Genomic DNA, 22123 nt, shown 5'->3' with positions numbered 1-22123 from the left:
GTATAAAATATTATAGTAGGAATTAAGATAAAAAATGAATAATAAAAAAATATCTATTACAACTCATGGCAAAGTTATTTTAATTGGTGAACATTCTGTTGTTTATGGAAAAGATGCCTTAGCCTTACCAATCAAAGGTTTAAACATTATTACAACCATTGAAAAAAGCCCTACAGCTGAAAGTATCATGATTACTAATCATTATCAAGGGCCATATTTACAGTCGCCTTCAGAATACGATGGATTAAAATATGTCTTTAATACTTTAAACTCATTAGCTAAAAATTCTGAACCTCTACAAGTTACCTACACTGGTGAAATACCAATGGAACGCGGATTAGGTTCCAGCGCAGTAGTTGCCTTAGGTACAACCAAAGCCTTAAATAATTATTTTAACCTAATGTTACCAGAAGAAAAAATAATGGAAATTACGAATCATGCTGAAATGATTAACCATGGTAAAGCCTCTGGCCTTGATGCGGCAACGGTTAATTCTGACTATGTGGTCTTTTTCAATAAAAAGATAGGTCCCCATCCTATATCAAAAAAACTAGGGGCAACGTTGCTAATCATGGATACTGGTGAATTGGGAAATACCAAAAGAGCTGTCAAATTAGTACGTGATAAGATTGAGTCTAATCCTAATGAAGCAAAAAAAATTGAACGTTTAGGAGTATTAGCAACCAAGACCAAAGACTTATGGGGTAAGCAAGATGTGTCAGCTATTGGGCAAATATTTAACGAAGCTGAAGAAATTTTAGCATCATTTGGAATAGCGACTAAACGAATTGAAGAAATATCTAAAATTGCTCAAGTAAATGGTGCTCTTGGAACTAAACTGTCTGGTGGTGGTCTTGGAGGAATCGTGATTGCTCTATGCAATGATAAATATACCGCTGAAAAGATTGCTCAAAAAGCCAAGGATAACTTCTCTAATTATTGGATCGAGGAAATATAGTAATGAAAAAAAATGCACGCGCTCATACAAATATTGCCTTAATTAAATACTGGGGCAAAGCTGATAAGAAATTAAAAACTCCCCTAATGTCTAGCTTATCAATGACTTTAGATGCTTTTTATACTGATACAAGCTTTGAACATGGGAGTCATTTAGAAAAAGACACATTTACTTTAAATGGAATTAAACAAGATAATCAAAAATCTAAAAGAGTAATTGATTATATTCATACTTTACAAAGAATTTATGGTTTCAGTGATCATTTTGAAATTAATTCAACCAATCATGTTCCTACTTCAGCAGGCTTAGCCTCATCAGCTTCAGCATTTGCAGCCTTGGCGACAGCATTTGCTGCTAGCTATAATCTCAATCTTTCTAGAACAGAATTATCTAAACTAGCCCGCTTGGGTTCAGGCTCAGCAACTCGTTCAATTTATGGCGGGTTTGTTTTATGGCAAAAAGGAAAACATCACGATAATTCTTATGCACTTCCTATTGATGAAGATCCTAATTGGGATCTTCACATGTTAGCTATAGAAGTCAACACTCATGAAAAGAAAATCTCTTCTAGTCAAGGGATGATTCAAGCTCAAACTTCTCCATTTTATAAAACTTGGTTGAATAATAATGCAACAGAAATAGCTGCAATGAAAGAGGCAATTGAAAATAAAAATTTTACTCAACTGGGGCAACTTAGCGAAAATTCAGCTAATGAAATGCACGCACTCAATCTTTCTGCTCAACCGGGCTTTACTTATTTTGAAGCAGATACCTTAAAATTAATTACCCTTGTGCAAGAATTGCGACATCAAGGAATTGAATGTTACTATACGATTGATGCAGGACCAAACGTTAAAATACTCTGCACTTTAAGAAATCGGAAAAAAATTATTTCCTATGTTCACAATCTACTAGGCAATGTTAAAATAATTGATGCAAGTTTTGGTCCAGGAGTTCAAGTTCTGGACTAACATTTTGATTAGATTAGAGGAATAATTTTTGATTACTGAGAAGGCACCCGGAAAGTTGTATATCGCCGGCGAATATGCAGTTTTGGAACAAAATTGTCCTGCGATTTTAGTAGCAGTAAATGAATTCGTCAGAGTTTCTATTTCTGAAAGTAAAGGTTCTACAGGATTAATTCATTCAAAGCAATATTCTCAAGATTCTATCCATTGGATTCGCAAGGGGAACCAAATGGTAATTGATAATCGTGATAATCCTTTTGAATATATTCTTTCTGCAATTAAATTTACAGAAATGTTTTGTTTAGAACAAAATGTGTCGATGTCCTTATACGACTTACACATAAATTCTGACCTAGACTCTGCAGATGGTAAAAAATTCGGCTTAGGATCTTCTGCAGCAGTAACTGTAGCTACTGTAAAGGCTATTCTTAAATTCTACGGCTTAAATTGTAGTAAAGACTTAATTTTCAAGTTATCGGCTATCTCTCACTACACTGTACAAGGAAATGGCTCAGCTGGTGATATAGCTGCCAGCGTGTATGGTGGTTGGCTAGCTTATCAAACATTTGATAAGACTTGGCTCAAAAAAGAACTTTCTAAGCACACTTTAAGCCATGTGTTGCATGAGGCATGGCCAGGGCTTAAGATACAACTTTTAACGCCTCCTGAAGGCTTAAAACTAGTTATTGGCTGGAGTCAAAAGCCGGCTTCCACATCTCAACTAGTAGATAAAACTAATGCTAAAAAATCACATATTAAAACTCAATATGACGACTTTTTAAATCATTCACGACAATGCGTCTTAAGAATGATTGATGGCTTTAATCAAGCTAACATCGATATTATTAAACATCAAATCAGAGTCAATAGAAGCTTATTAAGTAAATTTGCTAGCCTAAATCACATCGCTATTGAAATTCCCCGTTTGACCAAGTTAATTGATATTGCTGAACAATTTGGCGGAGCAGCTAAAACTTCTGGGGCTGGCAATGGTGACTGTGGTATTGTAATTGCTGATGCTAATTCTGATATTGATGAAATGAAAGCCTTATGGCAAGAAAACAATATTTTGCCACTTAATTTTTTAGTTCATTCAATTGCATAAGGAACTTATATGTCTAAGAGATCACTAAGAAAAGAAGAACATCTTTTACTTGCAAAAAAACTATTTAATCCCAATCAAGATTCAGATTTTAATAAGGTTCATTTATTCCGCCCCGCTCTACCTGAAACTGAAGTTAACAGCACTTCGATTCAAACATTATTTCTTAATAAAGTAGTTAGTGCTCCCTTCTTTGTTAATGCAATGACAGGTGGATCACAAAAATCATTTGAAATAAATAAGCGTTTAGCACAAGCTTGTGCCCAAGAAAATATCGCTATGTCGTTAGGCTCGGCTAGTATTCTAGAAAAAGAACCTAATCAGCTAGATAGTTTTTTAATTGCTCGTCAAGAAAACCCTAATGGACTTTTATTTGCTAATGTTAATCCAAATACGGACCCACAAGTCGCTAAAAGAATTGTTCATGAATTACAAGCAGATGCTTTACAAATTCACCTCAATGTCTTGCAAGAAATTGTGATGCCAGAAGGAGATCGTAACTTTTACTGGTTAGACAATATGCAAGAAATTCGTCAGCAAGTTGATGTTCCAATTATTGTTAAAGAAGTCGGAGCTGGAATCCCTTTAGATAGTCTACGTACATTAATTGATAATAAGTTTGATATTATTGATATTGGCGGCAGTGGTGGTACCAACTTCTCTCAAATTGAAAATCAGCGCAGACAAGATTCAGAATTTAGCTTTGTTGATAATTTGGGCCTGTCCACCACTAAATGTCTATTAAGTGCTAAAAAGATTAATGTTCCTAAAACGCTGATTGCTTCTGGTGGAATTACTGACGCCTTGCAAATCTTTAAAGCACTCGTTTTAGGTGCTAATTATGTTGGAATAGCTAATTTATTTTTACAATATGCATCTATGTCCAAAGAATCATTAGTAGAAAGAATTCGATCTTTTAAGAAGCAATTAACCGCCTTATGTGCTATTTTTGGAATTGATAGCATAGATGATGCTTCAAGCATAAAGTACTACTTAGATACTGACTTAATTAGTTTTATCAATCAATTAAGCTAATAATATATATTTTATTCACAATAAAAAGGCTCGAAGTTCAATGTAACCCTCGAGCCTTTTTATTAATGTTTATTTTTTGTATTAAAATTTATTCTTATCTAATGCTACAGGAGCTTCAGGCTTTTCACCCTTGATAAGCTCCAAGTTGTTGTCAAACGCCTTAACAACCATGTTACGTACAGCATGAGTAGTATAGAATGCTGTATGTGGAGTTACCAAAACATTTGGACGATCAATTAAGTCTGCTAAACGCTTGTCAGGGAATTCCTTACCTTCCCAATCTTCATTAAATACACCAACTTCGCCTTCGTAAGTATCCATAACAAAACCAAAGATTTTGCCTGAATCTAACCCACGAATAACAGCATCAGTATCAACAAGTGGACCACGTGAACAGTTAACGATAACTACGTCGTCCTTCATCTTAGCTATTGAGTCATCATTAATCATGTGTACGTTAGCTGGAACATCAGGTACGTGAAGAGAAATTACGTCGGCTTGCTTGTATAAATCATCAAGTGAGTCTACATAATAACCCTTCTTCTCTAACTCTGGATTCTTGAAGATATCGTAAGCGATAACTTTAGCACCAAAGCCTTCCATAATACGCATAAATACTTGACCAATATGACCAGTACCTACAACACCGACAACTTGGTCACGAACTTCACGACCAATTGTTGGAGCCCAGCGTAAATCACGCTTAGCCATCTTTTGATCCATAGCTTTATCCTGACGTAAGACACGAGCAGCTTGAATAGCGGCATGTTCAGCAATAGCATCTGGTGAGTAAACAGGTACATTAGTAATTTCAAAGCCTAATTCCTTGGCCTTGTCCATGTCGATATTATCAACACCAACATTACGTAATGACATCTTAGTTACACCGGCATCTGCTAAAGCTTGAAGAGTATCAGCAGTATAATCAAGTTGTTGGTAAACAACAACACCATCAGCACCTTTAGCTAACTTAGCAGTTTCAGGAGTTAAAAGTTGATCAGTGTAGTCAACGTCAATGTCCTTATGAGCATTCTTCCATTCGTTCAAAAATGGTTCTTCATCTTTACGAATTGCATAAGCAAAAATCTTTGTCATAAATTAAACCTCCGTTAACATTAATAACATGACCAGTTCCTATTATACACTTGAGTTTGCTCAATAAAACACAAATTATGCAATTTTTATAAATTTAGCAAAAATTTACTTTTATTTTGAATTATGCAAATAAAAAACATTATTCTATTGAGAATAATGTCGTTCTTAAGGCTTTAATGCACTAACAAAAATTATTACATAAGATCATACACAACTAAACTTTGCCAATTAAAAGCCTAATGTTCAAATAAATACTGTATTTATAACTGCAAAAGGCAGTGCTTATTTTCTCAGTCCTTTAGGATAAAAATTCTTTAGCATCTTATCTCCGCCCACTTTACCAAAACTGAATATATGACCTTGATAAGAAACAAGCACAAATCCTATTAAATCAGTCGTTATGCTTATAGTTTCTCCATGTAGAAATCTCTGATAACTATCTTCACTTTGTAATTCTACTACTTGTTTTTGATGGTTTTGTCCCAAGACTTCAGCTAATTGATGACCCGGCTCAAAACGATTCTTCTTCAATATTCCTAATTCGACACCATTATTAAGTACATGCAGTCCTTGAAGCCTTGAATCTTCAACTACAGGTAGATAAACATGATTATTGCTATTAAATGCTAACTTAGGCCAATCAACCAATTGTGTCGGCAAGTTAAATTTATCTATTACTTTGTCAATTAATTGTTGCTGCTTTTTATCTAATCTTTGAGCATTAGTATTGCTGTTGTTTTTCCTCTTTTTCTTTTTGCTTTTATTAAAAGTACCTAATTCAGCAGTATCTGGTGCTTGAACAAGAGCAGCAAACTGCCCCTCACCTACTCCATCTTGAAACCATAGTCTTATTGTTTCTTTCAATTGTTCATTATTATCTGCCCATTCAGGTCTGCCTGATGACATCCCTTGATAGTGCTTAACTGGCAATATCCTAAAGTTATATTTATCAACTAGCCAACTAACAATCTGTTCATCTTCTTCTGGGGCATAAGTACAAGTTGAATAAACTAACTTACCACCAGGCTTGATCATTTTTACCGCTTGGCTAATAATTTCTTTTTGTCTGATTTGACATTTTATTACATAATCTTGTGACCAATATTCCATGGCATCTGGGTCTTTTCTAAACATGCCTTCACCTGAGCATGGCGCATCAATCACGATTTTATCAAAATAATTAACGAACTTGGTTGCTAATTTTTCGGGTGATTCATTAGTAATAACAACATTCGTAGCACCCCAGCGTTCTAGATTTTCACGTAGAATTTTAGCTCTCACACTAGAAATTTCATTTGCTACTAATATACCTTCACCTGCTAACTTCTCGGCGAGAGCAGTAGACTTACCACCCGGTGCGGCACACAAGTCTAGTACTCTTTCTCCTGGTTGGATATCAGCAATTATTGCTGGATACATAGCTGATGGGTCTTGAGAATAAACAGTTCCGCTTACCCATTCAATATCTCTGCCGGAAACTATTCCATAATATGCGTTATCAGCAAAACTAATGGGCTTATCTAGAGAATAACTTACCTGTTGAAAATTATTTTTTAGGCTATTTAATCTGAATCCTTTTTTTGTATTATCATTTTTTATAGCATTGAAAAAGATTTGGCTTTCTTTTTCACCTAATAAACTTTGATATTTAGATACAAACTCTTCTGGTAGTTGACTCATTATCTATCCTTTCTTTGCTTAAACATCATTACGCCGCTATAAGTACAACACTGTAAAACAAAGATAATTGCATACAGATTAAACAGTTGCAAGTTATTTGAGAAGAAATTAGTAAATTGTAAAACTAAAAAAATTGCCAAAATTGCAATTATATTTGCAAAGATATATTTAAAGGTATTACTTTTAATCAAGTACTTGAATAATCTCTTCTTGGCAAAAGCTATCTTGGAATTCTTACTATCTAAAATTCCAATAACAACACTTGAGCCTAAAATAATAATGACACATAGTAATGCAAACAAGAACTTCTTAGTAGGATTAATTCCATGCTGACGATTATAAGTCTTGGCAAAATCAACAATTTCTTGCTTTCCACCTAAGAACTTTCTAACATTAGTAGCTTGCTTATTATTTAAGCCATCAATTGACACAAGATAATCTCCTAAAAACTCATCTGCCGTAGGTTGATAAATACCAGTTGTTAGGTAATAAACTTTCTGACTATTTTCACTTTCACTATTACTCTTTAACTGACCAATGATAGTAATATAATCATTATCTTCTTTCAAATAACGATGTCCTTGAAAAGTTACAATATCTTCTTGGGTTTGAGCTGAAATTACTGCTAGTGGTATTTGGCTATCAAAGTCTGACTTAGTAAAATAGCGTGAAGTCGTTGTAGCCAAAGGTTGACTAGGAATATCATAGTTTGCCCAAATAAGAATTCTACTAGAATCATATTTTGATTTTAAATGAACTTGAAGATGTTTATTGTGAGTTTTATTAAGAAAATCCAATAAATTCTTTACTTTGATCTGCTTTTTAACTGTATAAACATAGTACTTAGTAGACAAGCCATTATTATTTAAAACTTGATCTGCTTGCTGCGATTGCTGAATTGATAAAGTTATGCCTAATCCTATAAAGCATAATAACGATATCAAAAATATAATTACTTTCTTTAACTTCATTGTTTATCTTATCTCGTAAATTTTTTCATCAATAAAATCAAAATTGGGGAAAGTTTGATTAACTAATTTTATTTTGGAATTATGTATGATTTTTGCATTTTTCCAAAATTCATCGGTATTTGTTGCGCCATCCTTTTCACCAATAAATAGTAAATGTCCTTGATTATTATATTTTCTAAAAGCTTTTAAAACATCTAGATCACCTTTTCCAAAATTAGGAGCCCAGCAACAAATAACTAAGTCTACATCATGATATTTCTTAATAGCAGCCGGTGCACTAAGTTGTTCAGTCCTATAAAAGCTATATCGACCCGTTTCAGATGTTTTAGCCCATGACATAGAATCAGTACTAATCGCTTGTACTCCTATTCTATCAAAGGCAGCCGACCAATAGCTATTACCAGCCATAACTTCTAAACTATTCTTAATATGATATTGCCTTCTAATCATCTTAGCGGTAGTCAAATTTGCAAGTGACCACAGACCATAGTTTCTTGATAAATAGCTTCTAAAGTTGTTTAATAAATTATCTGCTTGCTTTAATAAGAGAGTATCATGTCGATCAAGTAGAAGAGATAATTCCTCATATTCGTCTGGCATGAATCCAATTGGATCAGGCGCTGCAGGCAAGACCTGCTTTTGATTCAAGTAATTTAATATCTTTACTATTTCTTCCACTTGCCGGTGTAGGGCTTGAATATTAAGTTGTTGGTCGATTTTTATTAATTGTTTTACAAAATTTGCCATAGTTAAAAATTCCTTTACCAAATGATTTTACCATTCATATAAGATAAAAACAGTTATAATAGAAAGTAACGAGAAAAGGAGTTAAAATTTATGACTAAATCAAAAAAACAAGATCCTGAGCAAGAATCTTGGGGTAAGTCTATACTTCAAATTCTGATAATGGTTATTATTTTCATGGGAATATACTTCCTTTTATTCAGGTTTGTATTTTCTAATGAAACTGTTTCAGGTCCGTCAATGCAGCCAACATTTGAGAATGGCGACCGCATTATTGCAGTTCGGCACTCTAGCTTACAGCGTGGTGATATCGTCATTTTAAAAGCGCCTGATGAACCTGGTGCATTATATATTAAACGCATTATTGGTTTACCTGGTGATACAATTAAGTCTAAGAATGATGTAATGTATATAAATGGCAAGCCAATTAAGCAACCCTACCTAAAAGAATATGAAAAAAGATTGCCTAAAGGGGAACTTTACACCAATAATTTCTCTTTAAAACAACTTTTTGGTGTGAATAAAGTCCCAAAAGATAGTTATTTTGTCATGGGGGACCATCGTAACGTTTCCAAAGATTCAAGAATGATTGGCTTCATTAAACGTAGCGCAATTGTTGGTGAGGTAAAACTACGTTACTACCCATTCAATCAAATAAAAGCATTTTAGAGAAGGAGTTTTTATGATGAATCAAGAAGAACTAACTAACGCAATTATTAACTTTGAAGTTAAACACGGTGTGAATGACACTGCTCTTGCTTTTTCTAGTCATTTATCAGTTGAAAAGATTCATGCTATGAAGGCTGGAGAAGAAACTTATACTATTGAAGAGGCTGAACAAGTTTTAAATTATATCCAAAGTCAGCAGGTCTAAGTTTTAACAATCAAAAAGAGATGAAATCCTGATTATCTATTTTTTAGAGTCAGAATTTCATCTCTTTTTATTTTGCTTCATAAAAGTTTTTTAGAAGGTAAATATTAATTATTAACATAATACTGTCTAAAATAGCAGTAATTATAATTGTAACCCAAATACTTGGGTCAACAGTCATATTATTACCTAAGACATGTTTGAACATCCCCAATTGTAGATATGCTTCAATTGTGTCAAACAAAAAGCTGGCCAATTTAGAAAGTAAAATAATAGCAAGTACTAATAAAATCACTTCAATAATAAGTTTAACAATCTTATTGTAATTTTCACTGACAAAATCGCTTAGAATTGTACTTGATACATTCAACATTGAAACCAAACAATAGAAGAAAATTGCAACTAAGAATATAAATATGGCTAAGCCTATCACATCTTGTATTCTTATATATTGCCATAGTTTCTCTTCAGCAATTGCTCCTAATTGCTTCTGCATGCTTTTCCAAAAGTCCTGTGTTGTAGCAGCTGGGATCAGCAACACTATAGCCATTATAACTTGAATAAAAATTAAATATATTCCTTCAGCAATCGCAGAACATAAATTTGCAATATATAAATTGCTAGTTGAAATAGGTATTAAATTCCATGACTGAGTATGGATTAACTTTTCATTTTGATATGATGACGCACATAAGAAAAAAATATCGACAACTGGTAACAGCGTCAAGAACATTACTAATCCACTAATTCGCCAAGTTGTTCCTACCTGATGTTCCGATATCAGCCACCAGATTGCAATCAAGATAGCTGCAACAAATTGCAAAATAGCTAATCTTTGAACAAATCGCCTTTTATTAGTAAAAGACATTTTAAAAACCGTAGTGAAACTTGTCAACTATAACACCCTTCTATTTTCCTTCATGATAAGCTCTAAGAAGCCAAATATTAACTCCGGATAAAATTATATCTATAATGCAGAAAGTACCATTAGAGATCCAAATACCATAAGTAGAAGCATGATTAGGATCCATTAAACTATTTAAAAAGCCATTAACTGCATCAGATAAATTACTTAACAAAATATCTCCCACAATTATAAGAACTAAGATAATACAGAAGCGAGCGATTTTATTAAACTTTTCAGGTAAAAAGTCTGCAATTGTTTTTGAACTTAGATCAATGGTCGATACAGCACTATAAACCAGGATGGCAAATAAAAAGAAAGCTATTAAAAAACTAAGCAGATCTTGCCAACTAAACAAAGCCCAGAACTTAGACCATAATACATGTGTGTTTACTTTCTTTAAATGATGGGCTGCATCTCCAATTTGAATCCTAATATCCTTAGAAGTCAGAAGTGGCAACAGCGAAATGAGCATTAAGCCTATTTGAATAATAACTAAGTACACTCCAGCAACAAATCCTGACAAGATATTTGCAACATAGGTTTTGGTTGGGGATATAGGGATTAAACGCCAGGTCTGATATTTATAAATCCGCTCATTTTGCCAGGTTGATACTACTACATATGCTAAATCAGCAAAAACTGAAGCAGCTGCCATCATCTCCCAAAAATAGAGCATTGGCTCCCCTATCTCAAACTTAGCAATTAAAGCCCAAATGGTTAGAACTATGGCCGCTACAACCTGTAAAAGTATAATTAAGTGTACGCCACGTCTTTTAGTCTTAAAAAGCTCGTCAAATAAATCTATAAATCTAGTCATTATTCACTCACCTCATCTTGATAAAAATCCTCATAATATTGTTCAATGCTTTTGCCTTGTTCACGGATTTCATCAGCTGATATATGACTTGCAATCGTTTTATCCTTAACGATTATTACTTCATCTAAGATACTACTGATTTCGTTAACAAAGTGATCAGAAATAATTAAAGTGCTGTCCTCATCTTTCCAAAGTAAGATTGAATTAATAATTCTCTTTCTCGACATCGGATCAATTCCAGAGAATGGCTCATCAAGAAGATATAGTTTAACCTTCCTGCTTAGAGTTAAGGCAATGACTAATTTTTCTCTCATCCCTCTAGAAATCTGTCCCAACTTCATATCATAGTTTAGTTTCATAAACTTCAGTAGTTCTTCAAATTGTTCTTTATCAAAGTCTGAATAAATTTTATTATAGAAATCTCTTACCCAGCCTATTGTTACAGAATCGCTAAATCCCTTTAAAGAATCAGTCATGGAGAGAGCAGATTTGCGTTCTGCTTCTTTCTCCTTACCAGCTACAGCAACACTTCCCTTGTAATGCTTAGCTATTCCGGTAATAATTCTCATTAAGGTAGTCTTACCTGCACCATTTTCTCCTAATAAGGCAATGATCTTACCTGATTCTATATTTAAATTCACATTATCCAAAATTACTCGCAAATTCTTCCGGTAAGTTAAATCTTTAATTTCTAGCAAATCTGACATATTACTTCTCCTCTTCAATATATTTCTTCAGTGCAGTTAATGTTTGCTTAGCTGTTAAACCTAATTGAGCTGTACTCTTAAGAAATTCGCTCAGCGCCTCTTCTACTAATTCCTGCCTTTTTTGAGAAATTAGCTCCACGTCCTCTGTCACAAAAGATCCTAAGCCTCGTTTAACATAAAGAATTCCTTCATTGTTCATCTGATTTAATGCGCGCTGGACTGTATTTACGTTAACTGTCAGTTCTACAGCCAGTTGTCGTACAGACGGAACCTTCTCACCTGGTTTCAATTGGCCTAATGCAATTTGGCGATATAAGTACTTCTCTATTTGAACATATATTGGAATATTATCTTGGAATTGCAATTTTGTGCCCTCCTAGCAGTTAGTGTATTAGACATCTACTACACTATTATTATATCAAGTATGTTTAATATTACAACCTCTAAAATTTTATTTGTTTCACAAAATTAGATTAAAGAGCATTTAGTAGACAAATAAATAAATATTTGCCGTAATATAGCTACTAATTAAATATAATTTTGAAATAAACACTATCAGTGTAAAACTTAATTTAAGAATAATTTCAAATTAAATTATTGATATTATAGTATTTATAAGAAAGAAAAACTTGTTTAATTAAAGTTAAGCTAAGCAAAATTTGTCGATTTTTGTTTCACGATTTTAAATATTTTATTCTAAGATAATGAACATTCAACCGGATCAATTACGGTATAAAAATAGCACTAGCCGTGCTGGTTAGTGCTTAGTAATAGGGTAATACGTCAACTTATAAATACCTGTGTCACCAAGAATTCTTGCACTAATAATGGAAATAATCCATTTATTTTGATATCTTGAGTGTATAGGCAATGCTTTTCGATTTATACGGAGGACAAACTATGTTGTTGTACTTTGCAAAATTTCACAAGAACTCTCATGGCTAGTATGAAGTAACATTTCTAGATTTAGAGCCTAATGCCGCTACTTTCGGTAATACTTTAGAAGAAGCAATTCAAAGCGCCCATGATTCATTAGTTGGTTTCTTACTTACTCAAGAAGATTTCAATGAAGCCGTTCTTGCACCAACTGAAAATTCAGATAAGTTTGATGTTGTTGCTCCAGATTTCTTAGTTCCTGTTCAAGTAGATTTAAAGCTTGAACGCGAAAAAGAACAAAACAAGCTTGTAAAAAAGACATTAGCGAAAGAATCTGATATTAACTTTTCAGCTGCTCTTACTGATGCATTAAAAGTAAAATTAAACTTAAGATAGGTGAAAAAAATAAAAAATTTTCGCTTTTTGCATTAAATACGCAAAACAATGCAAAAGAGAGATAGCATAAATGCTATCTCTCTTTTCCTTAATATTACTTATTTCTTTCCACATTCAAACGGTTAATTTCACGTAAAACATCAACAGCTAACCACATAGATTCTAAGACTGTATATTCATATCTGCCATGCATATTCTCTTCACCGGCAAATAAGTTTGGACATGGTAATCCCATGTAAGTTAACTGTGATCCATCAGTACCACCACGAACCGGATCCTCATTAATCGTTAAGCCAACTGCTTTATAAGCATCCCTAGCTAGATCAACAATATGCATATTTTTCTTAAGTTCATCCGCCATATTGTAATATTGATCCCACATTTTCAACTTTATGCGTTCAGTGCCAAATCTGTCATTCATTTCCTTAACAATAGATTTAACAAGATTTTTTCTTTCTTCCAGACCTTTACGTTCAAAGTCACGAATAATATAGTCCAGATGAGCATTATCAACAGTACCATCAAAGTTCATCAAATGATAAAATCCTTCTCTACCAGATGTTTCTTCTGGTACCTCACCTTGTGGTAAATTATTTTGAAATTCTATCCCCACTTGTATTGCATTTATCATCTGTCCCTTAGCAACAGCAGGATGGACATTCACACCTTGAATATCTAAGCTAAACTGTGCAGCAGAAAAGGTTCCCCAATCTAATTTTCCAGGTGCTTCACCATCAACTGTATAGGCAAATTCTGCACCAAATTCATCTACATCAAAATGACTAGCTCCGGTACCAATTTCTTCATCTGGAGTAAATGCTAACCTAATCTTTCCATGCTTTTCTTCTGGATGATTCATCAAGTATTCCGCAAATGTAATTAATTCAGCAATACCACACTTATCATCTCCACCAAGTAGAGTATCACCAGAAGCTGAAATGATAGTTTTACCCTTATAATTTTTTAAATGTGGGAAAACATCAGGATCAAGATAAAATTCGCTATCACCTAGTTGTATCTTAGACTTACCATCATAATTCTCCGTGATTTGCGGCTTAACATCTTCTGAATTAAAATCAGCAGTATCACAATGAGCAAGCAATCCAAATACTGGTACATCATAATCGATATTTGATGGAATGGTTGCAATTACGCAGCCACTTTTTTGATTGTAGTGAACATCTTCTAAGCCTAAATCCTCTAGGTCTCTCATAATTACGTCTTTTTGAAACTTTTCTTCTCTTTCAGTTGAAGGAAAACGATTACTGTGTTCATCAGAACGAGAGTTTACTTTTACATACTTTAAAAAACGAGGTAGAAGTGTTGAATATTCAGTCATTATTATTCTCCTTATCTAAAATAAATCTTGAAATGGATTAGTTGTTACTTCAGAAATCTCAACAGAAATTTTCCAATTATTCTCTTTATTCCATTCCCTTAATCTATCAGCTAACTTATATTTAAATAGTTTTTCTGTATAGTGTCCTGGATCAATAACTGTTAGGCCAGATGAAACTATATCATGACCTACATGATAGTATACATCACCAGTAATAAATGCATCTAATTTATCTTCAAGAGCTTGACGCCAAAACTTACCTCCATCCCCGCAAATAAGGCCAACAGTAGAAATCATTTTATCATTATCATTAGTAATTAAACGTGACATTTTGATATCCATCTTATCTTTGACATAGTAAGCAAAGTCATATGCACTCATTGCTTTAGGCAGGACACCTTTACGTCCAATAGCTATACCATCCTCATCTAAAGCAAATGGCTTAACGTCTTGCAAGCCTAATTCCTCTGCTTCCCAATCAGATGAGCCATCTTGAGCCTTATCTGAATTAGTATGAATTGAGTAAACTGTAATGCCATTTTTTATAATATCTGCATACATAAGATTTTGGGGATCAGAATAATCTAAATTTTTTGCTGGACGAAACATTACCGGATGATGACTAATAATGAAGTCCACTCCCTTTTCAACGGCTTCTTTAACCACTTGTGGGCGTACATCTAAAGTTGTCATTATATTGGTAACTTTTTGGTCAAAAGAACCAATTTGGATACCTACAGGATCTCCTTTACTTGCAATATCTTCTGGAAAGTCTTTCCTTAATCTTTCGACAATATCTATAACTTTGGTCATTTTTCAATTACTTCCTTGATCATTTTTATCAATTCTTTTGATTGATTAATTTTTTCAGTATTAATATTTTTAGCTTTACTTAGATTATTAATCAAATTTTTTTGATATGCTAATTGATTAGTCCACTTCTCATGAAAAACTTCATTCTTTTCTTTTACCAGTATAGGGCCGAAGATTATATCTTTTAAAGATAGTGGAACTGCTTTGTGGCTATGCTCAGCTTTAATCAGTTCATAAATATGACCCGCAACCTTAATGATTTTTTCTTGAATAATTTTGTAATTATTGTTTGACAACCAACTTCTTACATTAGCTTCACCAACATTGGGTTCTAAAATCAAAGTAGGATATACTTGCTTATTTTCTTTAGCTTTTTCGAGTAGATCTACCATTAGCTTTCCACCCATTCCGGCAATAATTACAGTATCAATTTTATCTTCTTCTCTAATAGTAGACAATCCTGAACCAAGTCTGGTAGAAATTTGAGTAAGTAAGCCAGCCTGTTCAATATCATCTTGAGCATTCTGTAAGGGGCCTTTAGCTACATCACTCGCAACTGCAAAGTTAACTTTACCATCCTTTACTAATTCAATTGGCAAGTAAGCATGATCCGTACCTATATCAGCGATTCTTGCTCCCTGATCTACCATCTTAGCTAATTGAGCTAATCTTTCTTCCAAAAATAATCGCCTCCTCAATTAAAAATTTTAGCATAATAAAAACGAGTTCTCGCTAATTTTGTAAAAAGAGAACTCGTTTAATAAAAAAACTAATCTAAAAAGTCCTTTAATTGGTTAGAACGACTAGGGTGACGAAGTTTACGTAAAGCTTTAGCTTCAATCTGTCTAATACGTTCTCTAGTAACACCAAATACACGACCTACTTCTTCAAGGGTACGAGTACGACCGTCATCTAGACCGAATCTTAAACGTAACACATTTTCTTCTCTATCAGTCAATGTATCTAGTACCTCTTCCAATTGTTCCTTTAACAATTCATAAGATGCATGTTGTTCTGGACTAGTTGCATCTTTGTCTTCAATGAAATCACCCAAATGTGAATCATCTTCCTCACCAATAGGAGTTTCCATTGAAACTGGCTCCTGAGCAATTTTTAAAATTTCACGAACCTTGTCAGTAGGCATATCCATTTCGGCACCAATTTCTTCTGGGGTAGGTTCACGACCTAAATCTTGAAGTAATTGGCGCTGGATTCTGATCAATTTGTTAATGGTCTCAACCATATGAACAGGGATTCTAATAGTTCTGGCTTGATCGGCAATTGCACGAGTAATAGCCTGTCTAATCCACCAAGTAGCATAAGTTGAAAACTTGAAGCCTAATCGATAGTCGAACTTATCAACAGCCTTCATTAAACCCATATTACCTTCTTGGATTAAGTCCAAAAATGACATCCCTCGTCCAACGTATCTTTTTGCGATTGAAACAACTAAACGCAAGTTTGCCTCAGCTAATTCTTGCTTAGCTTCTTCATCACCAGATTCAATTCTTTTTGCCAAAGATATTTCTTCATCTGCACTTAACAAAGATACCCGTCCAATTTCTTTCAGATACATACGTACCGGGTCATTCATTCTAACACTTGAAGGTGCAGACATATCTTTTAATTCAGCTTTTTCAACATCTTTTTGCTTTTTTAAAGCTAATTGAGAGGGTTCACCCTTTTCATCAACAATAGAAATACCATTGTCTTCAAATTCCTGAACAAGCTGGTCAACTGCTTTTCCTTCTAAATGATAAGGTGTAATTAATCGTTCAGTAAATTCTGTATCAGTAATTTGCTTGTCTTTTTTTACTTCCTTAACGATTTGCTTAACTACTTTATCAAGTGTTAAACCAGCCCCTTCTTGGGAAGCTACACTTTGAGTCGTCATTTTGGTAGTCTTTTTTTCTGCCATACAAAAAGCCTCCTCTAATTTACTTGCCTTTTTAGTGTAATCAATTCGCTTACTAACTTCAACACAGTTGCATTATCTTGCTTAATCTGCGCTTCCTTAATTTCGGACTGTAAATTTGCTAATTTTTTACGGATATTCTTGCGCCTTAAAGACTCTAGTTGATCGTCTACTTCTTTTTTGGAATATTCTGGCGGCATATCGGTCATCTCTACATTTGCAACAATTTCCTGAAGTCTATCAGGAATAAAATCTACGAAACCTTTAATATCCGCATTCTCATGACTTTGATGATACTTTAACCATAATTCAGCTAATTCAGCATAACTTTCATCAGGAAAAAGAAATCTTTTACTTAATAAGTACTTGCGCGATTCTTCACTATGAATAAAAAGATAAAACAGACGAATAATTGCAGGATCTTCATCCTCATGAATTGGGGCTAGATCTATTTGCGGTGGATCTGAGTTATTGGCTTTTGAAACTACAGTCTTATGTCTTTGGACTTGTCTAAGTCTCCTCTGTTCTCTTAAAAGGCTAGCCTTCAAAGATTCCCTTGTTGCTGACGTTTGCTTAGCTAGCTTTTCGATGTATAAATCATTTGCTACTGGATCGTTTACTTGAGCAATTAGCTTGATAGCTTCATTAATATAGGCTAATTTTTCTCGATCATTTTGCAAATTGTATTTAGAAGCTAAACGTTTAAGCAAAAATTCCAAAGGCGCTAAGGCCCCCGCAATCTCACCTTGATAACGTTCAACGCCGTATTTTTTCACATACTCGTCAGGATCAAGATTATCTGGTAAAACTACTATACCCAAGTTAAATCCTGGAACCTTGTCAAATAGCTTAGTTGCACGCTCAGCTGCATGAACACCTGGATTATCACCATCATAATTAATAATAATATTCGGGGTTATCCGTCTAAGCATATAGACCTGGTCCTCAGTTAGACTAGTTCCCATTGAGGCAACACCAGACTTGATTCCAGCCCTATAGGCAGCAATCACATCCATATATCCCTCATAAAGAATTAGTCTATTCTCAGAACGAGCGGCCTTCTTAGCTTCAAAAAAATGAAAGAGTAACTTAGATTTATTAAAAATCTCAGTTTCAGGACTATTCATATACTTAGCAACTTCGGGGTCATCTGAAATGCGTCTCCCGGAAAAGCCAACAGTATATCCTCCCTCATCAGCCAGTGGAAACATCAATCGATCTCTAAATCGATCAAATAGTTCACCTTGTTGTGATTTAACAAAAAGACCACTTTCTTCTAATAACTTATTTTCATAACCTTGTTGGCGTAAATATGTCAACAGAATATTCTCATTATTTGGTGCATATCCTATATTAAAGTGCTGCAACAAATCTTCATTTAATTGTCGTTTAGCAGCATAATCGCGCGCTCTTTGACCGATTTTTGTTGTCATTAAAATATGGTGGTAAAATTCTGTAGCTTCTTTATACATTTGCTTTAGTGGACTTAGCTTAGCAGCACCCATTCCTATACCTTCTGGCATAGTGACATTTGCAAACTTGGCTACAGCTTTTACACTTTCGGGGAAGTTCAAGTTCTCTTTATACATCATAAACTTGAACACATTTCCTCCCTTACCACATCCAAAGCATTTAAAAAACTGCTTAGATTCACTCACCGTAAAAGACGGAGTTTTTTCTTGATGAAAGGGACAAAGACCAATATAATCCTTACCTTTCTTTTCTAGCGAAACATATTGACTAATTACATCAACAATATTGACAGAATTGCGTACTTCATTAATGAAGTTTTCTGGAATACGTCCTGCCATTTAATCGCCCTTTTTCTATTATTTAATAACTAATTTACTTAAGTCACCCATACGAGTTGCTAATTGATTGATTTGTGCAAGCTGTGCTAAGCGATTATTCTTAACACTTTCGTTCTTATCCATAATCATATTATTTTCAAAGTAGTTATCAATTACCGGCTGCAATTCAACGAAGCCTTTGTATAAATTAGCAATAGTTAATTCTTCCTGCTTTTGTAATTGAGCAACAGCTGTATAAAGTTCTCTTTCACTAGCAGAATCAAGTAATTCTTCGTTTATTTCGGGAATAGCTTTGAATTTTGCCTTCTTTAAGATATTGGAAATGCGAGTTAAACTCTCTACAACTGGTTTGAAAGCATCATCGTCATGATGGCTTTGCAAGGTCTTAGCTGCAGCTAAGACTTCAATTGGATCTTGCTGGCTTGATGCTAGCACACCATCAATAACATCATACTTATAGTCATTAACTTGGAGATATTGCTTAATACGGTCACGAATAAAGTCAGAAATTTCATTCTCAGATTCTTCGTTCTTTGGAAGTTTAGCTGGAGTTTTACCTGAGAGCAATTTAATTAATTCAGGTAAAGTATCTTTAATAGATAATGACCAGCCCTCATTCAAAAGAATTCTTACAATACCATATGCATTTCTTCTTAAAGCATATGGATCATTAGATGATGTTGGAATCATTCCTGCACCAAAGAACGAAATAATAGTATCTAACTTATCAGCTACTGATAGTAATGACCCCACTTGTGTTTGTGGCAAATCGCCTTCAGCGCTTATAGGCATATAACTTTCTTTAATTGCAGTAGCAACATCTTCTTTTTCACCAGCTAGACGAGCATAATGTGTTCCCATTATTCCTTGAAGCTCAGCAAATTCGCCAACCATTGAAGTTACTAAGTCAAACTTATAAATATCAGCTGCACGATTAAAGTCCTGTACGACTTCATCTGAAAGTCCGAACTTTTTAGCCAAGTAGTCTCCAATTATCTTAACACGCATCATGTGTTCAGAAACTGAACCAATCTTATCATGGAATGATACATTTTCTAATTTATCAACAAAGTGTGATAGAGGATATTTCTTATCTTCATCATAGAAAAATTGTGCATCATCTAAACGAGCAACTAAAACTTTTTCATTACCAGAAATAACGTTATCAAGGTACTCACTATTACCGTTTCTGATAGAAATAAAGTGATTAATTAGATTACCATCTTCATCATATACTTCAAAGTATCTCTGATTATCCTTCATTGAAGTAATTAATACTTCATCTGGAATATTTAAATACTTCTTATCAAAATTGCCCGCAAATACAGTTGGATATTCTACTAAATTAGTGACTTCTTCAAGTAGTCCCTTGTCAAGCTTAACTTTCCAATTGTGTTGTGCAGCCAATTCTTCTATTTGGTTTCTAATTATGTCTTTACGTTCAACTGCATTAGCTATAACATATTGACTCTTTAAAGCTTCTTCATAATCATCAGCATTAGCTAAAACTAAGCTATCACCTAAGAAGCGATGACCGCGTGTCTTTCGACCAGCAACTATATCTAATATCTTAACAGGCACAACTTCACTATCTAATAATGAAACCATCCAATGAATCGGACGAACAAATTCAAAATCATAACTTCCCCAACGCATCTTAGTTGGGAAGGTCATAGCTTTAACAACATCACTCATACCCATCAAAATATCAGAAGCTTTTTTACCTTCCTTTTGAACATGGACATAAGCATATTCTGTTCCCTTTAGCTCTTCAAAATAGATGTCATCGACTGTCATGCCTTGACCACGGGCAAAACCTTGTGCAGCCTTAGTCCAGTTTCCATCTTGATCTTGAGCGATCTTTTTAGCTGGGCCCTTTTTCACTTCATCAATATCATCTTGCTTATCAGCTAATTCTTCAACCAAAATAGTCAAGCGACGCGGTGTAGAAAAAGTCTTTATATCTTTAAAAGATAAGCCATTTTCCTTTAAAAATTTTTTAGTCCTGTCAGCCAATTGCTTTACACTTTTAGAAACAACATGGGCTGGCATTTCTTCTGTACCAATTTCAAATAAATAATCCTTAGTCATTGTCTTGCCCCGCTTTCTGTTTTTCTTCTTGGTGCTTTAATAATGGAAAGCCACGCTTTTCACGCTCTTCAACAAATCCTTTTGCAGCAAGATGGGCTAAATTTCTAATTCTTGAAAGATAACCTGCACGTTCAGTAACTGAAACTGCACCACGTGCATCGAGCAAGTTAAACGTATGACTACATTTTAAGATATAGTCGTAAGCTGGATGAATTAAGTTCTTACTTAATAAATTCTTGGCAGTAGCTTCATATACGTCAAAGAACTTAAGCAACTCTTCTTGATTACTTTCTTCAAATGCATACTTAGAGTGCTCATATTCAGGCTGCTTAAAAATATCACGATAAAGTACACCATCGCCCCACTCAAGATCAAACACAGAATTAACATCTTGAATGTATGAAGCTAAGCGCTCAACACCGTAAGTAATTTCACTCATAGTTGGCTTAACGTCTAATTCACCTACCACTTGGAAATATGTAAATTGTGAAACTTCCATTCCATCAAGCCATACTTCCCAACCGACACCAGCACATCCCATTGATGGGTTAGCCCAGTTATCTTCAACAAATCGAATATCATGTTCTAAAGGCTCAATTCCTAAAACACGTAAGCTATCTAAGTAATATTGTTGAATATCTTCTGGAGCAGGTTTAATAACTACTTGGAATTGGTGGTGTTGGTACAAGCGGTTAGGATTATCACCATAACGCCCATCTGCTGGTCTTCTTGAAGGTTCAACATAACATGCAGCCCATGGCTCAGGCCCAACTGCACGCAAAAAGGTATACGGACTCATCGTTCCAGCACCTTTTTGCTCATCATATGATGGCATAATCATACAACCTTTAGAGGCCCAGAACTGTTCCAATTTGAAAATCATATTCTGAATATTCAGTTTTTCTGACATCTTTTTCTCTCCTTACGACATAGGCCATAAAAAAAGCCTATGCAAAAATTGCATAGGGACGATTTGATTCGCGGTTCCACCCTAATTCAGGAAGTTATTCTTCCTGCTCTTAATTTG

Annotated in this window: 21 protein-coding genes; 6 read left to right on the top strand and 15 right to left on the bottom strand. The window is 34.2% G+C overall.

All coding sequences use genetic code 11. The features are described from left to right. The first annotated feature begins 34 nt into the window (after positions 1–34). The 4 genes from mvk to fni are packed head-to-tail and all read left to right on the top strand — an operon-like array spanning position 35 to position 4063. Entirely contained in the window at positions 35–958 is a 924-nt protein-coding gene (gene mvk, locus J2Z60_RS01190; protein ID WP_209685561.1) for a mevalonate kinase, read from the top strand. Between the two features lie 2 nt (positions 959–960). Next, positions 961–1929 carry a diphosphomevalonate decarboxylase gene (gene mvaD / locus J2Z60_RS01185; RefSeq protein ID WP_209685558.1) on the top strand — a complete coding sequence of 323 codons (969 nt, stop codon included), beginning with the start codon at positions 961–963 and terminating at the stop codon, positions 1927–1929. A 28-nt stretch (positions 1930–1957) separates the two neighbouring features. Continuing rightward, positions 1958–3031 carry a phosphomevalonate kinase gene (locus tag J2Z60_RS01180; protein ID WP_209685556.1) on the top strand — a complete coding sequence of 358 codons (1074 nt, stop codon included), beginning with the start codon at positions 1958–1960 and terminating at the stop codon, positions 3029–3031. Between the two features lie 9 nt (positions 3032–3040). Next, on the top strand, positions 3041–4063 hold the full coding sequence (fni, locus tag J2Z60_RS01175; protein WP_209685554.1) for a type 2 isopentenyl-diphosphate Delta-isomerase: 1023 nt from the start codon (positions 3041–3043) through the stop codon (positions 4061–4063). An 81-nt stretch (positions 4064–4144) separates the two neighbouring features. Here fni and J2Z60_RS01170 read toward each other — a convergent pair whose 3' ends face one another. The 4 genes from J2Z60_RS01170 to J2Z60_RS01155 form a co-directional block, all read right to left on the bottom strand. Further along, the gene (locus J2Z60_RS01170) at positions 4145–5158 is read right to left on the bottom strand and encodes a D-2-hydroxyacid dehydrogenase (RefSeq protein ID WP_209685552.1); all 1014 of its coding nucleotides are present in this window, start codon (positions 5156–5158) and stop codon (positions 4145–4147) included. A gap of 282 nt (positions 5159–5440) precedes the next feature. After that, on the bottom strand, positions 5441–6838 hold the full coding sequence (locus tag J2Z60_RS01165; RefSeq protein ID WP_209685550.1) for an RsmB/NOP family class I SAM-dependent RNA methyltransferase: 1398 nt from the start codon (positions 6836–6838) through the stop codon (positions 5441–5443). Next, positions 6838–7809 (bottom strand): hypothetical protein, encoded by a 972-nt coding sequence (locus J2Z60_RS01160; protein ID WP_209685548.1) that lies wholly within the window; start codon positions 7807–7809, stop codon positions 6838–6840. Before J2Z60_RS01160 ends, J2Z60_RS01165 begins: the two co-directional genes overlap by 1 nt. Positions 7810–7812: 3 nt before the next feature. Further along, the gene (locus tag J2Z60_RS01155; protein ID WP_209685547.1) at positions 7813–8556 is read right to left on the bottom strand and encodes an SAM-dependent methyltransferase; all 744 of its coding nucleotides are present in this window, start codon (positions 8554–8556) and stop codon (positions 7813–7815) included. A gap of 90 nt (positions 8557–8646) precedes the next feature. Between J2Z60_RS01155 and lepB the strand changes: the two genes are divergently transcribed. Beyond that, positions 8647–9222: a signal peptidase I gene (lepB, locus tag J2Z60_RS01150; RefSeq protein WP_209685545.1), complete on the top strand. Its 576-nt coding sequence runs from the start codon at positions 8647–8649 to the stop codon at positions 9220–9222. A 16-nt stretch (positions 9223–9238) separates the two neighbouring features. Next, the gene (locus J2Z60_RS01145) at positions 9239–9427 is read left to right on the top strand and encodes an LBP_cg2779 family protein (protein ID WP_209685843.1); all 189 of its coding nucleotides are present in this window, start codon (positions 9239–9241) and stop codon (positions 9425–9427) included. Positions 9428–9494: 67 nt separating this feature from the next. Here the strand turns inward: J2Z60_RS01145 and J2Z60_RS01140 are convergent, their stop codons facing one another. The 11 genes from J2Z60_RS01140 to glyQ all read right to left on the bottom strand — a co-directional run bounded on the left by J2Z60_RS01140 (position 9495) and on the right by glyQ (position 22006). After that, positions 9495–10319, bottom strand: a complete 825-nt coding sequence (locus tag J2Z60_RS01140) for a hypothetical protein (protein ID WP_209685543.1) — start codon at positions 10317–10319, stop codon at positions 9495–9497. Positions 10320–10332: 13 nt separating this feature from the next. Beyond that, positions 10333–11148, bottom strand: coding sequence for an ABC transporter permease (locus tag J2Z60_RS01135; RefSeq protein ID WP_209685541.1), 816 nt, complete (start codon positions 11146–11148; stop codon positions 10333–10335). Beyond that, a complete protein-coding gene (locus J2Z60_RS01130; protein ID WP_209685538.1) occupies positions 11148–11855 on the bottom strand; it encodes an ATP-binding cassette domain-containing protein in 708 nt (235 codons plus the stop codon). The genes J2Z60_RS01135 and J2Z60_RS01130 overlap by 1 nt, the downstream gene beginning before the upstream one ends. A 1-nt stretch (position 11856) precedes the next feature. Next, the gene (locus tag J2Z60_RS01125; RefSeq protein WP_209685536.1) at positions 11857–12219 is read right to left on the bottom strand and encodes a GntR family transcriptional regulator; all 363 of its coding nucleotides are present in this window, start codon (positions 12217–12219) and stop codon (positions 11857–11859) included. Between the two features lie 1002 nt (positions 12220–13221). Next, positions 13222–14466, bottom strand: a complete 1245-nt coding sequence (gene pepT / locus J2Z60_RS01120) for a peptidase T (protein ID WP_209685534.1) — start codon at positions 14464–14466, stop codon at positions 13222–13224. Between the two features lie 15 nt (positions 14467–14481). Beyond that, positions 14482–15279, bottom strand: a complete 798-nt coding sequence (locus J2Z60_RS01115; RefSeq protein WP_209685532.1) for a Nif3-like dinuclear metal center hexameric protein — start codon at positions 15277–15279, stop codon at positions 14482–14484. After that, a complete protein-coding gene (locus J2Z60_RS01110; RefSeq protein WP_209685529.1) occupies positions 15276–15959 on the bottom strand; it encodes a tRNA (adenine(22)-N(1))-methyltransferase in 684 nt (227 codons plus the stop codon). Before J2Z60_RS01110 ends, J2Z60_RS01115 begins: the two co-directional genes overlap by 4 nt. An 89-nt stretch (positions 15960–16048) precedes the next feature. Beyond that, positions 16049–17197 (bottom strand): RNA polymerase sigma factor RpoD, encoded by a 1149-nt coding sequence (gene rpoD / locus J2Z60_RS01105; RefSeq protein WP_209685527.1) that lies wholly within the window; start codon positions 17195–17197, stop codon positions 16049–16051. A gap of 14 nt (positions 17198–17211) precedes the next feature. Beyond that, a complete protein-coding gene (gene dnaG, locus J2Z60_RS01100) occupies positions 17212–19005 on the bottom strand; it encodes a DNA primase (protein ID WP_209685525.1) in 1794 nt (597 codons plus the stop codon). An 18-nt stretch (positions 19006–19023) separates the two neighbouring features. Beyond that, positions 19024–21096 (bottom strand): glycine--tRNA ligase subunit beta, encoded by a 2073-nt coding sequence (gene glyS, locus J2Z60_RS01095; RefSeq protein WP_209685522.1) that lies wholly within the window; start codon positions 21094–21096, stop codon positions 19024–19026. Further along, entirely contained in the window at positions 21089–22006 is a 918-nt protein-coding gene (gene glyQ / locus J2Z60_RS01090; RefSeq protein ID WP_209685521.1) for a glycine--tRNA ligase subunit alpha, read from the bottom strand. The genes glyS and glyQ overlap by 8 nt, the downstream gene beginning before the upstream one ends. Positions 22007–22123 lie beyond the last annotated feature (117 nt).

This window comes from Lactobacillus colini, assembly GCF_017874575.1.
In the GTDB taxonomy this organism is placed as follows: domain Bacteria; phylum Bacillota; class Bacilli; order Lactobacillales; family Lactobacillaceae; genus Lactobacillus; species Lactobacillus colini.
The sequence above is the reverse complement of the archived record's forward strand: the minus strand, read 5'-3'. Positions and strand labels throughout refer to the sequence as shown.

Coding starts and splice junctions, on each gene's coding strand:
- mvk (WP_209685561.1), top strand. CDS start 35: ATGAATAATAAAAAAATATCTATTACAACTCATGGCAAAGTTATTTTA.
- mvaD (WP_209685558.1), top strand. CDS start 961: ATGAAAAAAAATGCACGCGCTCATACAAATATTGCCTTAATTAAATAC.
- fni (WP_209685554.1), top strand. CDS start 3,041: ATGTCTAAGAGATCACTAAGAAAAGAAGAACATCTTTTACTTGCAAAA.
- J2Z60_RS01170 (WP_209685552.1), bottom strand. CDS start 5,158: ATGACAAAGATTTTTGCTTATGCAATTCGTAAAGATGAAGAACCATTT.
- J2Z60_RS01165 (WP_209685550.1), bottom strand. CDS start 6,838: ATGAGTCAACTACCAGAAGAGTTTGTATCTAAATATCAAAGTTTATTA.
- J2Z60_RS01160 (WP_209685548.1), bottom strand. CDS start 7,809: ATGAAGTTAAAGAAAGTAATTATATTTTTGATATCGTTATTATGCTTT.
- J2Z60_RS01155 (WP_209685547.1), bottom strand. CDS start 8,556: ATGGCAAATTTTGTAAAACAATTAATAAAAATCGACCAACAACTTAAT.
- lepB (WP_209685545.1), top strand. CDS start 8,647: ATGACTAAATCAAAAAAACAAGATCCTGAGCAAGAATCTTGGGGTAAG.
- J2Z60_RS01145 (WP_209685843.1), top strand. CDS start 9,239: ATGAATCAAGAAGAACTAACTAACGCAATTATTAACTTTGAAGTTAAA.
- J2Z60_RS01135 (WP_209685541.1), bottom strand. CDS start 11,148: ATGACTAGATTTATAGATTTATTTGACGAGCTTTTTAAGACTAAAAGA.
- J2Z60_RS01130 (WP_209685538.1), bottom strand. CDS start 11,855: ATGTCAGATTTGCTAGAAATTAAAGATTTAACTTACCGGAAGAATTTG.
- pepT (WP_209685534.1), bottom strand. CDS start 14,466: ATGACTGAATATTCAACACTTCTACCTCGTTTTTTAAAGTATGTAAAA.
- J2Z60_RS01115 (WP_209685532.1), bottom strand. CDS start 15,279: ATGACCAAAGTTATAGATATTGTCGAAAGATTAAGGAAAGACTTTCCA.
- rpoD (WP_209685527.1), bottom strand. CDS start 17,197: ATGGCAGAAAAAAAGACTACCAAAATGACGACTCAAAGTGTAGCTTCC.
- dnaG (WP_209685525.1), bottom strand. CDS start 19,005: ATGGCAGGACGTATTCCAGAAAACTTCATTAATGAAGTACGCAATTCT.
- glyS (WP_209685522.1), bottom strand. CDS start 21,096: ATGACTAAGGATTATTTATTTGAAATTGGTACAGAAGAAATGCCAGCC.
- glyQ (WP_209685521.1), bottom strand. CDS start 22,006: ATGTCAGAAAAACTGAATATTCAGAATATGATTTTCAAATTGGAACAG.